Source organism: Caballeronia sp. LjRoot31 (assembly GCF_964253885.1).
GTDB lineage: Bacteria > Pseudomonadota > Gammaproteobacteria > Burkholderiales > Burkholderiaceae > Caballeronia.
In genome coordinates this window covers 286,001-298,631 of sequence record NZ_CAXURX020000004.1, presented here as the reverse complement: position 1 = coordinate 298,631, position 12,631 = coordinate 286,001, and the positions used below count along the sequence as shown (strand labels likewise).

Genomic DNA, 12,631 nt, shown 5'->3' with positions numbered 1-12,631 from the left:
AGTGGTATCGCCGGGAGCAGTATGTGAACGCCCGGTTGGGCATTCCACCCACTGCTTCCAGGAGGCTCGCCATGACGCCACTGCGCCAACGCATGCTGCATGACATGCAGATCCGCAACCTTGCAGAGAATACCCAGAAGTCCTATCTGATTCAGGTAGCCAGTTTCGCCCGCCACTTTCGCCGTTCGCCCGAACTGCTGGGTCCCGAGGAGATTCGGGCCTGGCTCATCTACCTCCGCGAAGAACGCAAGCTGGCACCCGCCAGTCTCGGCGCAACGATCGGCGCACTCCGGTTTCTCTACCGTGTGACGCTCAAGCGACCCTGGAGCGACGAGGACTTTCCGTTACCGAAGAAGCCGTTCCGACTGCCAGTCGTCCTCAGCCTGGAGGAGATCACCACCTTCTTCGAGTCGGTCGCCAGTCTCAAGCACCGCACCATCCTGATGACCGCGTACGCCGCCGGACTGCGTGTCTCCGAAGTCGTGCATCTGAAGGTCACTGATATCGACAGCAAGCGCATGGTGATCCGTGTGAACCAGGGGAAGAACCGTAAGGATCGCTATGTAATGCTCTCGCCCAGGCTGCTCGAGATCCTGAGACTGTACTGGCAGGACGCCCATCCGAAGGAATGGCTCTTTCCAGGCAGCATTCCGGGGCGGCCCATCACCCGCCATGCCGTGGGCGACGCATGCGAGCTTGCACGCAAGCGCAGCGGCATCACCAAACCCGTGACACCCCATTCTTTGCGACACGCGTTCGCTACGCATCTGCTGGAAGCCGGTACTGACGTGCGCCGGATCCAGCTGCTGATGGGCCACAGGTCCCTCTCGACAACGTCCCGGTACTTGAAGGTCGCCACCAGCACCGTGTGCGCCACCACCAGTCCCTTCGACCTGCTGCCGCACCCTGCACCCATTCCATCCCCGCCACCTGCGCCCCAGTACTTCTGAGCGCAGTCATGCGACCGGCGCTCGAAGTGGCGGACATTTTCCGCCAGTGTGGGCCCAGTTTCCGGCTATCCCATGCCGGGGGGCTCAGTCGTGTGCAGCGACGCGTGATGAGTGCCATCGAGCTGTGTCGTACCGCAGCGCTTGGTGCCCATCTTGAGCAGTGCGATGCATGCGGCTATCAGCGCATCAGTTACGACTCGTGTCGTAACCGGCACTGTCCGAAGTGCCAGTCACTCGCCCGCGCGCAATGGCTCGAACGCCGGCATGCGGAGCTCCTCCCCTCGACCGAGTATTTCCATGTCGTCTTCACGCTTCCCGAATCCATCGCCGCTCTCGCGTTCCAGAACAAGAGGACGCTCTACGATCTGCTGTTTCGCGCCAGCGCCGAAACGTTGCGCACGATCGCCGCCGATCCGAAGCACCTGGGCGCCGAGATCGGCTTCCTCACGATCCTGCATACGTGGGGACAGAATCTGCAGCATCACCCTCATGTGCATTGCGTTGTGCCGGGCGGCGGCATCTCCCCGGACGGCAAGCGCTGGATCGCCTGCCGTCCCGGCTTCTTCCTGTCCGTGCGGGTCCTGTCACGGCTCTTTCGCCGCCTGTTTCTCGAACAGCTGCGCCGCGCTTACGACGCCGGCGGGCTGCGCCTGCGCGGTCAGTTCGAGTCCCTGAGCGATCCCGTCGAATTCGCAGCCTGGCTTGCACCCGCGGCACGGGCGGAGTGGGTGGTCTACGCCAAGCCACCCTTTGGCGGTGCCGAACACGTGCTCGATTACCTGGGCCGCTACACCCACCGCGTCGCCATCTCCAACAACCGGCTGCTCGCCTTCGACGGGCACACCGTGCAGTTCCGCTGGAAGGACTATCGGCACGAGTCCAGACAAAGAACCATGACGCTTACCGCCGACGAGTTCATCCGTCGCTTCCTGCTGCATGTGCTACCTGACGGCTTCAAGCGCATTCGCAGCTACGGGTGGCTCGCCAACTGCCACCGTGCCGACAAGCTCGCCACCTGCAGGCGGCTGCTCGGTGTCGAGGCTCCCGCCGTTGCCGCAGTCGAGCCCGGGGAAGACTACCGTGACCGCTACCAGCGACTCACCGGCAAGTCACTGCGCGACTGCCCCGTATGTGGCAAGGGACACATGCTCCGCATCGAAGACATGCCCGGCAGCCTTCCACGAGCCCCGCCAGGTCCCACCCATGCGCGCTAGTTGCCATCGCACCTGTTTCCGTACACGTTCGCCTTTCCTGACGAGGCCAACGCGGCTGCACTCGTGCCTTCGATCTGCTGGCGCACCAGGGTACTCCAAAATGGCGGGTGATTTGCCGGTTCACGCGCACATTCGCGCTTCCTTTACACGTGATGTTTCCCACTCGCGCCGGAAGTCCGTGTGTGATCGCCCCTGCAAGACTTCACAAATTACCGCGGCGGTCATTCAATGCCCATAGCGGCCACCGCCTGTGGAGCGGTTTAGCACAAACATTTTTTTGATTACCGGTCGCGGATCAGGTCCGACGACATGGCGATGCGCTGGTTGCCGCGACCGCCAACCAAAAAAATCTCTGCCCTATGCAAAGGTTTACATAGCGACCCGTAGCCGTCCTTCGACACTGTGCAGCCTAGACGGCGGGTCTCGGGACATACCGGCCGTTGGCACGGCCGCCTCGGGCGGCCCGTGGTCGGCGAGTGAGGTGCAGTTTTTCTCGTCGGCGTTGCAATCGGGAATGATGCCTGACGATCAGCGCACTTCGCTCTTGCCGAAACCTTGCAAGGTGAACAGTGTCGGATCTTTTCTTTCTCCGGGCTTTGTGCGGGAGAGTGTGCCCAATCGCTCTCCGCCCGCCGCTGCGACAAGATCGAGCTAACCCCGGTCGCTGATTTACTCGGCGGCCTGTTAATTCACTTCGCACCGTTCTCGGCGAAAGCCGCCCTCGCATCTGGTGACAACAGGAACTTGATAAACCCTTCGGCTGTATCGCGTTGTAAGATGTCCGCCATGAGCACAGCAGTGTATGTAAGAGTGCTCTGGAGATTGCCGGGAAGCGGGCCAAGAAACTTTATGCCGGGTGTCGTCGCGATAAGCGGTATCGTCCCGGCCACTATATCGTTGCCGTTGCCTTTTAGTACAGGTTCAAAAATTCCATTGGGCGTCGTGCGTATAATTTTCGGCTTAAGCGTTTCTGCAATTCCGAGCCGCTCAAGAGTGCTTTCAAATGCCTGTCCCGATTTAACACTGTTAAAGACAAGGAGGTCTGCACCGAGCAAAGTGTTCTTGAATTTTTCAACGGTTGAAATGTCGTACGCCGGACTGTCTCTGCGGTTACCAAGGCCGACGCCAACGTGAGCGACTATTGGTCTGTCTCCGGCGCTCGCCTTGCCCGATTTCGTAAGGTCCTCGGCAAAGTCCGGCTGAACGATAACGACGTCGGCCGCTTCGCCGTCTTCAATCCTTTTCTTCACAACGGGCGATGGATCGAACACCAAGCTGACCTGGTTATGTGTCTGCCGGCGATAAAGATCGACCACCCGGGCTATCGCTAATGACCTTGATGTCGGCTGCTTGTACTATCGCTGCGAACATACTCAATGAGCCGGCCAGAAAAGTGCTCAGGCTGATGCGCTTAAGTTTTGTGTTCATGGTTTGCCCCTGTGGGGGGACTGCCGGTGTTGGTCGCTGCGCGTTCGTTCGAGCATTGATACAAGCCTCTCTGGAGCGCCAGCCTGCGAAAATGAAGCACCCGCTCCGTATGCAAGAACCCTAATGCACGAAACCTGGCCTGGTCAGGCTCGTTTTCCCTGATCGCGAGTTGACCGTTAGCCGACCCGCAGCCGCCGTCGCGACGACTGAACAACGAGGCAAGTGAGTGTCGCTTGTTGGCCGCGTGCTGCCCGACGCGTCGGGCGCATGTCGATCCTTAGCATCCCTTCAAATCTTTCAAAAACGGCCGCCGATGGTACATCGGGCTCCGCAACAGAATGGAGTAAAGGTATCATCTCAGCGGACAAACCATGCACGTCAGCACTTTAATAACGGAAAAAGAAACATGAACGAAAACTATATGGACTGGGAGTTTGTCGTCGACGGGAACCCCCACGAACTGCGTGATCTTTCCGAGTCGCTGGGAACCGCATATTTTCGCGTTCATGGTGGTATCGACCACTATCTGGATTGCCGCAACGATGATTTCCGAATGTCAACGTTATATGCGCAGGATGAAACCGAATCGCATACAGTTTGGCAAGTGGGGTATGAGCTCGTTGGCCTTTTCAACGGTGCGAGCGCGCTTCTTACTTACAATATCCGGAGGATGTCGATTCCTTCGTTGCTGTACAAAGGATCTTCTGCAGGGGTCAAGTGGGAACCGATGGAAAGCTCAGCAGCACTGCTAGGACCGCCTCCATTCTCGCAGCAGCGGATCGACGAGGAACAGGAGCATGGTAGAAGGCTTTCGTTTAAGTTTTCCCTGATACATCTCGCAACGGAAAATCAAGACGTGTACTTCATTCTCAAATACCTGAATATGGAAGCCAGCTGGGTTTCATATTACAAGCTTTTAGAAGCGGTAGAGCAGTTTGCGGCGGCGAAATCCATTGCCTTAGGCACCGACGAAAAAACCCGGAAAGCTTTCACCAACACCGCTAATAACTTCTCGTTATCAGGGTTCGACTCTCGCCACGGTTTCAAGCAGGCTATAAAGCAGAATAAAACCGCATCAATGACTCTTGAAGAGGCTCACGCGTTCGTCACGTCGGTTGTAAAAACTTTTCTCAAAAAAGCTTACTTCCCCCCATCAGCTGCCGCCAACACCTAGTAATGCTTTCCTGCGGACGGTGCGCGGTGGGTCGCGACCGACGCGCCCGTTGAGCGCCTTCTGTCGAAGGCGTTTCTCGAGTACACGCCTTGTGGGCTTCAACGCGGCAACTGAAGCCCGCACGAATAAGTTTCAGTGACTTCCGAGGGAAAGAACGTCGACGATCTAGCCTTCGGTGTCGAACGTCTCTAACTGGCCGCACTAAGCCGGACGTGAACGGCTCCGCGTGCCGGGATTGAACTCACGCAGCGATAATTTGATGCGGTCGTGCGCTGCTATGCTGCCTCCATGGCAACGCTATTCCTTGACCCACAGTCGCACCGGATCATGTATTTTTCCCGTTCCGGGCACGATCCGATACCGACCGACATCCTTGTCATTTCCAATGACGGCAAGCGGGCCTTTTCGACAGCTGAGATGCGCACCGTCGTCGTTCCCGACGCAATGCTTCCGGTCGGGTTACACGCATTGAATTGCAGTTTCTACCACTACGACTGTGACGAAAGTGACATCGTCAACGCAATCGCACTTCCAATGGCACTCGAACGAGTTGGCGAGGAGAAGGCTCCGCGTGGGTCAGCCAAGTCTACTGAGCGTCCCCACGTTCACAACGAGGACGCTCTCCCGGGTCTTGCGTTTCGGCTGAGCGAGCGGGCCGCCGGCGAATCGGTGGCAGCGCAGCTCCGATGCATGCAGGCGCAAGCTGCCTTACGGGGCGAAAATCCAGAGCTGTATCCGATCGTGGCCGCACGCGCACGGGTCCGCGGCATCACTGTTCTGCAGGCCGCAACGGAGATCCTTGGCGAGATTGAGGCAATTTACGAGGAGATCTCAACTGCGGAGACCGCTGCCGAGTTAGCGAAGGCAGGAGAACCCGAATGAGCATCGCACGCATGGCGGGTGCGCAAAGCTATCAGCTGCTGCGCTTTGACGACTTCCTGCCCGAGCAACAGGTCAGGGGGGTGGCCGATGATGCACGTATCTTGCCATGGCAGTTTGGCTGGAAGTCGAACCTTGGCAGAAATGGAAGTCACTGGCATGTGGATCTCGACGGCGGTACGCGGACCGAGAACGATGCCAGCGTCGAGCACGAACTGACGCACGATATCGCCCGCGTTCTTTGGGCCAGAGCCTCGGCCGGCCCAATGCGCGGTCATACGCTGATTCGGGCATACGCAAATGCCCACACCTTCGGTATCGGCGGCAATGCGCACATGGACCGCCGCGATGACGGGTACTGGTCGCTCGTGTATTACGCGGTGCCCGAGTGGCAACCGCAATGGTGCGGTGAAACTGTCTTTCTGGACCATTCCGGTGATATTGCCTGGTCATGTCTGCCGCGGCCGAACCGTGCGATTGTCTTTCCGGCCAACGTGATGCACGCAGCCAGAGCGGTCGATCGGGAATGTCACGAACTACGAGTGTGCATCGTGTTCAAGACGAGAGCTCCGCGATGAGCACGACTGTGGAGATTCTGTCGTCATCCGTGACTTCTATCGCACCAATACTTGCATTTTTGCGCGCCCGCGGCGCCGCCAAGATTGATCATAGCGGCACAAAGCTACTGAACCATCTCCTCGGCACCTATGACATCCTCGACCACGCTGGAGCGCCGGAGCACGTTGCGCTCGCCGGACTCATTCACTCGGTCTTCGGTACGAGCGCTTTCGAGCACACGGTCTGCAGGTGGGATGAGGCCCCGCTCGTGGCTGATCTGGCTGGTGAACAGGCTGCCCGACTGTCCCTGTTGTTCTGTCGGCTCGATCGGCGTGTTTCGACCATTAACGGCTTGATCTCAGGACGTCGATCCGATCCAATTGACCGGATCACGCGCGACGCCCTACCCCTTTCCCCGGACGAAGTAGTCGCTCTCGCCTGGCTCGAGACCGCAAACCTGCTCGAGCAGAACGCGCTGGCCAGCGCGCCGGCGCTCGCGCGCGGTGCGCGTGCGTGGGGAATGGTCGGACCTCACGGTTTCCGTGTTTTCGCCATGAGAACCGAAGACGAACTCCTCGCAAGTGACAGGCCCGGTTGACGCACACCGTCACTGGTGACCGACAGGGCTATCCGTCAATATAGTTTTAAATCTCAACACGAATATAATTCTCGTACGGCGATTTCTGATCCCAGAAATCAGACTTCAAGGTCCTCAAGGCCTATCCCGGAGAAACCAATGCGATCAAGCATCGCCTTCATAGTGGGCACGGTCCTCATGCCCACGGCATATGTCCATGCACAGGCCGACCCCACGGGCGGCCGGCCGCCGGCACTCGTCGAGTCGGTCTATCGCGTACCGTTCGCAGCTCGCACGAGCCACTTATCCGATGACGCGACGATCGTGCTCGACAATGTCCTTCCTCGTGCTCTGGACGCGCGAGCGGTCACGATCGCCGGCTGCGGAGACATTGGAACTGCAAGGAACGCGATCCCGCATCAAAGGGCGGCGCAGATCCGCAGCTGGCTGATAGGCAACGGCACAGACCCCCGCTCAGTTTCGATCGCGACTGACGCTGATTCAAGTGTACTGAGGCGTGGGCGGCTCTACGACTGCGCGGTCATTGTTACGATGTCTCCATCTCTCCAGTCCCTCGCGACACAGTCACAACCGGCGTCACCGACAATGCCGTGGGCGGCGGCGCCAACTTCCGTCCAGACCGCCGACAAAGACACATCAGGCGATCGCATTAGCGCGGCAACGCAAGCTACTGCGCCCGCGACAAACCGCGGAACCTCTTCCAGGATGGGTGACGTACAAAGGACCGCCCTGGTTCGCGACATCATGGATCTCGTTTCGCGCCATCAGCTGCCGCCCGAGGACGCGGCGCGGCTGCTTTCCCTGCTGATGAAGGACGAAGCGGCGCAAGCGACGCCGACGTCGGGATCAGCACCGGACGCGGGTTCGAAGGCGCCCGCTCGCGACGGGGTTGAAGTTGTCGTACCGGCGGCGCCTGCGAAGAATTACATGATGTCTGCCGTCTTCCACCCGGACTCCATCCAGTACACGTCGGCGAAAACGTCGGCGCCCACCCTTACGCCGGCGCCTGTGAGCTCGGCTGCAAAATTAGTGCCGGTCACAACGCCGACGCCGACAGCAGTTCAAACCCCTCCAACGGTGCCGGACGTCTGGACGCTCGAGTCGAACCATACGCTAAAGGAAACAATTGCGGCGTGGGCGCAAACCGCAGGCTGGAAACCGCCTGAGTGGCGGGCGTCAGATCCTTACAAGGTGACCCAGGGCGGGCCCGTGTCCGGCGGGTTCGTCGATGCGCTACGCATGATTTCGAACCTGGTCCCCAAGCTGGACATCAAGATAAATCCACGGACCCGGGAGATCGTTGTATCTGATGCGGCCTGACGCCAAGGGCGCGCAGGTTTTTTTTGGTGTGTCATCTCCTTCCGCAAAGACCCCGGTCAGGCGCACACAAGTAAGCCTGACCTTCAAGAAATTTCATCCCCTACCGATAACCAATGTGTGTGCGTGGAGCGCAGGTTGCCCCACGTCATCACATTGCACATCGGGGTACATCCAAGGAATAAAAAACCATGAACGGGAATCTCCAGATTAAAAAATGCGCTCTGTACGGTGCGATCTTTAGCACGGCCATCCTTGCAGCTTGCGGAGGCGGTGGTGGCGGTGGTTCGTCGAGCACCGCAGCGGCAACGTCGGCGAGCTCGACGACGGCAACGAGCGGGAACGTGTCTACCCCGCAGTACGCTGCATCCAGCGCCCAGCTCGCTGCCTTCCAGTTGCTAAACCAAGAGCGTCAGCAGTGCGGGTTCGCCGCGCTGACGGAAAATACAACTTTGGACCAGCCAGCTCAGGCGCATGCGACGTATATGGGCGAAAACAGCGGTCTGATTACCGACACCGAGGTTTCAGGCAACCCAGGTTTCACCGGGGTGACCTATACCGACCGTGCCGTGCATTTCGGCTATCCCTCGACTGTGCTGACCAGCGGGGTAAGCGGTGGGTATTACACCAACGCAACGCTCACGCCGACGCAGTATGGCCAGCAACTCGTGTATGGCTGGCTGTCTGGGGTGTATCACATCGCCATCGGCGTGTGGCCGGTTACCGAGGTTGGCGTAGGCTGGAACCAGACGACTTACAACGGTTTTCCGGAAATCCAAGCTTCTCTCGAGATTGGGAACATGCAGACGGGAACGGGTAGTGGTCCGCTCACGTTCCCGTGCCAGGGCACAACGGGTGTTGCATATTCGGCAGGCGGTGAAACGCCGACTCCGCCGAACACGTCGGGTAACTGGGGCACGCCTATCGCACTGGCCGGCTTGAGTCAGAACGACACGCTGGTGCTGCAAAGCGGGACAATGACCGACACGTCGGGCAACGTCATCAACCTGCAATTGCTGTACTCGGCGAATGATCCGAACAAGGAACTCCCGTCGTTCGAAGCCGTGGCCTATCCGACCACTCCTCTGCAACCAAACGCCACGTACTCCGTGTCGATCACCGGTACCGACAACGGCACCGCGTTTTCCCGCAGCTTTACTTTCACGACTGGTAGCGTCGTGGGGTAGTCTGCCAACACCTTGTGAATACCCCGCACTCAGTGCGGGGTATTTTTTTGATCCGCAGAACATGCGCACCATCAGGCTTAACCACTACCATCACCTCCAGCTCCTGGATCGCTGTCGGTCGTGAAAAAGAAGCCCATGCCGACAACAGTGTTCGTACCCTGTTGAACCCCACAGACCAGGTAATTTGCGTCCGTGTACTGGCCGAAATTCCAGTTGTAGTAAAAAGTCACACCTGGCGAGCTAGGCGACCAACTGCTCGCACTTCCCGTTGCGTACGTATAAGGCCCGTTAATCATATAGGAAGCAGAACTGTCGACGGTCTGCCATCCAGACGGTGAGAATGGCTGATTCTGGAGGTTCGGATAGGTTGAGGCGTACGGTTGCCACGAGTTGATGAACTGCGCGCATGCGGCCTCTTGCGTGGTTTGGGTGACGGGTGGTGTGTTCGCTTCGCATCCGAGGCCGGTCCAGGCCGAGCCGTTCCACGACGGCGCGGCGGTCTGGCTATACCCGCTCGGACAGCTGGGCGGGGCCACGTAACTGCATTGCGGAGCTGTCCATCCGCTTCCCGTCCACGCTGCTGCGGCGACAGTAGTCCACCCAGGATCCGTTGAACACGTCGGCGGCGCCTCGTACGCGCACTGTGGGGCGGACCACGCCGACCCGTTCCAGCTGGCCGGCGTGAGCGTAAGCCATCCAGCGGAGGTTGAACATGCCGGCGGCGACTGGTAATTGCACGCCGGCGAGGTGTATCCGGATCCGATCCATTTCGCAGGTGTCACTGTCGTCCAGCCGGCAGCTGTCGAGCAGGTCGGCGGGGAAATCATCGCGTGTGTCACGCGGTGCAGGCACGTGTTGTCCTGATTCCCCGGCGAACAATCCGAGTCCTGCGCGAATGAGGACTGTGTGAAGAAAAGCACACCGATGAACAGCGCGAACCTTAGTATTCCAAATCTGTTTCTCATATTGTCATCAACATTCTAGTATTTGCAAAGCGTAACGACCTGAGCTGTACCCGCAATCGCCGTTGCCGGAGTATTGCCGTCCGTAATTGAGATTGTCCAAGGACCGCTCCCGGATGCCGGGCCAAAATTCACAGTCGCTGTGGGGTCCACCGTAAAGTTTTGGGCGGCCAACGTAATCTCACCGACGCCGCCAACGGAACAAGTCGGAGCGGCGACAACGCTGCCGTTCGACACGTTGTACAGGCCAAATATTTGATGGCGTCCGCCTATAGGTATCCACGCATTGTCATAACACGTCATCGTGAGCCCGGTGCCATCGATAATGCCCGCGATGGTACCGTTCTGGGTACATGACGCTTCCGGAGTGGCGATGTTAGCGAGGTGGATCGTGCCGCCAATTTCCACGCTTGCCTGTCCGCTAGCAGAACTAATTGTTAGCTGGTTGTTAGCACTGTTCTGGATGCGGACATTGAAATCCTGAACACCTTGGCCCGTCTGATGAAAGTCGATATAAGGTTGTCCTGTACCGGCGACGGAATTGTTTCCGCCGAGCTCGAGGGAGCCGCCCTGGTCACTGTCAAACTGCCCCCCACCGTTCGCCGAAAATGTCTGCGCTGTGGCCGTATTGACACCGGTGATGTTGTGCTTCGTCCCGCCAGCGTCGGTCAGTCCGAGGTCGGTCTGCATGTTGGTGAGCTGGGGCTGACCGGGAACGGCGACCCGGTACAGATACATGTTGTTTGCCTGATTACTCGTCCCTGAAAACGACAGGAGATCGGCGAGGTGACCACTCCCGGGGTTCGTAAAATTGGTAAGTGCGATGGGCCCCCACGCGCCGAACGCACCGTACGCGTTCGAGGCACTCAGATTGGCATTTCCGCCCTGGTTCGCGTACGGTACGAATCCCGCCTGCGCTTGCGCCGCAATCTGAACAAGCTGCTTGCTGTCGCTGATTGACCGGCCACCCTGACTTGTCACGAGCGCTTGCAAGACTCCCGCGGACGGCTGTAGCACCTGAAGTTCAAGTGTCTGACCGAAAGGGTTGACCCCGGAGTAGCCGACGGGCAAATAGTTGCCCGCCGCATTCATCATCGCGGTCGTCACTGTAACCGGGGTCGTCGCCGTCGCCGTCGCCCCAATGGTCGAGGCAAAGTCCTGCACGTACCTCAACGCGCCAGCATCCCATACGCGCATATGGGCTGCAGTCATCGCTGTCTGGACATTCGTCGCCGACATGATCACCCAAACCATAAGCCCCGCTATGTTCAGCATGGAGATCACGGTCGCCGCCATGATCGACAGAATTGCATCCATCCGTTACGCCCTCAAGGATTGAGCAGTTGCGCCTGTATTAGCACCCCAACAGGAACTGTTGTCGGGATCTGCAGGCTCGCACCCGTGAAGATGCCTGTCGCCTGCCCTTTCGCCGTGGACTGGAACCAGCTGGCATTACTCTCCGTTGCCGATCCGACTTCGCTAACCTCGCCGCTCACGAGGGGCGTATAACTGAGCACATCGCGCCCACCTTCGGGGTCGGCAACGGTTTTGCAAACGGATCCCTCGGGAACCGGAACGCCCACTGGCATCGTTACTTCCACGCTTGAGGAGATCTCCCCTGGAACAGCAAGTGCTGCGTTAAGACAAGCTGTACCGAAGAGTTCCGCCTGGACCGCCGCGGATGCGGCTGCGTCACCCAGCTGCGACGACTGCGTGGCGCTACCCGGGACAGCCTGCGTGAGCTGGCTGTCTTGTGCCATGAGACCCAGAAAAATCATGGCCATGATGACGGGAAGGATCGCTGCCATAAGCGGTTCTCAGACTTGGGTCGTGGTGAGTTACTGGAACGTTAGGGAGAGCGTCGGCTGGCCAGAGCAAGCGGTACCGGCGGTCGCCGCGTCCGGCATCGTGGTCGGCGAGAAAGTGGTGCCACCAATCTGCAAGGTCGAATAGCCATTCAATTTCGTCGCGACGTCCGTGCACGAGCTCGCTGTTTCGGTACCGCCGCCGCCGAACGTCAGCTCGCCTTGTACGCCGTTCGCTGTGCTACCAAGCGTCACTTCATTACCCCAGCGATCGTAAATCGTCCCACTCTTGTTCCACGTGCTCGGGAAGACTCCAGCATTGAGCAATCCTGCTGAATTTCCATTAGTGAAGTTGGAATATCCGTTATTGCTTTGGGCTAGCTCCGAGCGTGCTTGCGTCATGATAAAGGTCAGGTCGGACACCATATTTCCGCTGGTCATGATGATGACAGTTGCGGCAATCAGAAGAGCTACGCCCGCGATGGCCGCCAGTTGCATGCCGCGGCCGGCGAAAAAGCCAAGGATTGAATCCATGAGTACTCCTTTTTTACGTGTAGTT

At 58.8% G+C, this 12,631-nt stretch carries 13 protein-coding genes; 8 read left to right on the top strand and 5 right to left on the bottom strand.

What is annotated here, in order from left to right; all coding sequences use genetic code 11:
• The first annotated feature begins 71 nt into the window (after positions 1-71).
• Positions 72-950 carry a tyrosine-type recombinase/integrase gene (locus ACSQ8V_RS39295; protein WP_436209493.1) on the top strand — a complete coding sequence of 293 codons (879 nt, stop codon included), beginning with the start codon at positions 72-74 and terminating at the stop codon, positions 948-950.
• 8 nt (positions 951-958) lie between these two features.
• Complete coding sequence (locus ACSQ8V_RS39290) at positions 959-2,164, top strand: IS91 family transposase (protein ID WP_436209492.1); 1,206 nt, start codon at positions 959-961, stop codon at positions 2,162-2,164.
• Between the two features lie 689 nt (positions 2,165-2,853).
• On the opposite strand, the gene ACSQ8V_RS39285 is transcribed toward ACSQ8V_RS39290, so the two are convergent.
• Positions 2,854-3,480 (bottom strand): molybdate ABC transporter substrate-binding protein, encoded by a 627-nt coding sequence (locus tag ACSQ8V_RS39285; protein ID WP_436209491.1) that lies wholly within the window; start codon positions 3,478-3,480, stop codon positions 2,854-2,856.
• Positions 3,481-3,998: 518 nt separating this feature from the next.
• Between ACSQ8V_RS39285 and ACSQ8V_RS39280 the strand changes: the two genes are divergently transcribed.
• The 6 genes from ACSQ8V_RS39280 to ACSQ8V_RS39255 all read left to right on the top strand — a co-directional run bounded on the left by ACSQ8V_RS39280 (position 3,999) and on the right by ACSQ8V_RS39255 (position 9,305).
• Positions 3,999-4,766 (top strand): hypothetical protein, encoded by a 768-nt coding sequence (locus tag ACSQ8V_RS39280; protein ID WP_436209490.1) that lies wholly within the window; start codon positions 3,999-4,001, stop codon positions 4,764-4,766.
• Between the two features lie 288 nt (positions 4,767-5,054).
• The gene (locus ACSQ8V_RS39275; RefSeq protein WP_436209489.1) at positions 5,055-5,648 is read left to right on the top strand and encodes a hypothetical protein; all 594 of its coding nucleotides are present in this window, start codon (positions 5,055-5,057) and stop codon (positions 5,646-5,648) included.
• Positions 5,645-6,223 carry a 2OG-Fe(II) oxygenase gene (locus tag ACSQ8V_RS39270; protein ID WP_165989341.1) on the top strand — a complete coding sequence of 193 codons (579 nt, stop codon included), beginning with the start codon at positions 5,645-5,647 and terminating at the stop codon, positions 6,221-6,223. Before ACSQ8V_RS39275 ends, ACSQ8V_RS39270 begins: the two co-directional genes overlap by 4 nt.
• Positions 6,220-6,801 carry a DUF6817 domain-containing protein gene (locus ACSQ8V_RS39265; RefSeq protein WP_436209488.1) on the top strand — a complete coding sequence of 194 codons (582 nt, stop codon included), beginning with the start codon at positions 6,220-6,222 and terminating at the stop codon, positions 6,799-6,801. Before ACSQ8V_RS39270 ends, ACSQ8V_RS39265 begins: the two co-directional genes overlap by 4 nt.
• A gap of 705 nt (positions 6,802-7,506) precedes the next feature.
• Positions 7,507-8,121: a TcpQ domain-containing protein gene (locus ACSQ8V_RS39260; RefSeq protein ID WP_436209487.1), complete on the top strand. Its 615-nt coding sequence runs from the start codon at positions 7,507-7,509 to the stop codon at positions 8,119-8,121.
• Between the two features lie 188 nt (positions 8,122-8,309).
• Positions 8,310-9,305, top strand: coding sequence for a CAP domain-containing protein (locus ACSQ8V_RS39255; protein ID WP_436209486.1), 996 nt, complete (start codon positions 8,310-8,312; stop codon positions 9,303-9,305).
• A gap of 504 nt (positions 9,306-9,809) precedes the next feature.
• Here the strand turns inward: ACSQ8V_RS39255 and ACSQ8V_RS39250 are convergent.
• The 4 genes from ACSQ8V_RS39250 to ACSQ8V_RS39235 form a co-directional block, all read right to left on the bottom strand.
• Positions 9,810-10,157 (bottom strand): hypothetical protein, encoded by a 348-nt coding sequence (locus ACSQ8V_RS39250; protein WP_436209485.1) that lies wholly within the window; start codon positions 10,155-10,157, stop codon positions 9,810-9,812.
• 128 nt (positions 10,158-10,285) lie between these two features.
• Complete coding sequence (gene pilV / locus ACSQ8V_RS39245) at positions 10,286-11,584, bottom strand: shufflon system plasmid conjugative transfer pilus tip adhesin PilV (RefSeq protein ID WP_436209484.1); 1,299 nt, start codon at positions 11,582-11,584, stop codon at positions 10,286-10,288.
• Positions 11,585-11,595: 11 nt separating this feature from the next.
• Positions 11,596-12,075: a hypothetical protein gene (locus ACSQ8V_RS39240; protein ID WP_436209483.1), complete on the bottom strand. Its 480-nt coding sequence runs from the start codon at positions 12,073-12,075 to the stop codon at positions 11,596-11,598.
• A 30-nt stretch (positions 12,076-12,105) separates the two neighbouring features.
• Positions 12,106-12,606, bottom strand: a complete 501-nt coding sequence (locus tag ACSQ8V_RS39235) for a type 4 pilus major pilin (RefSeq protein WP_436209482.1) — start codon at positions 12,604-12,606, stop codon at positions 12,106-12,108.
• Positions 12,607-12,631: the final 25 nt, after the last annotated feature.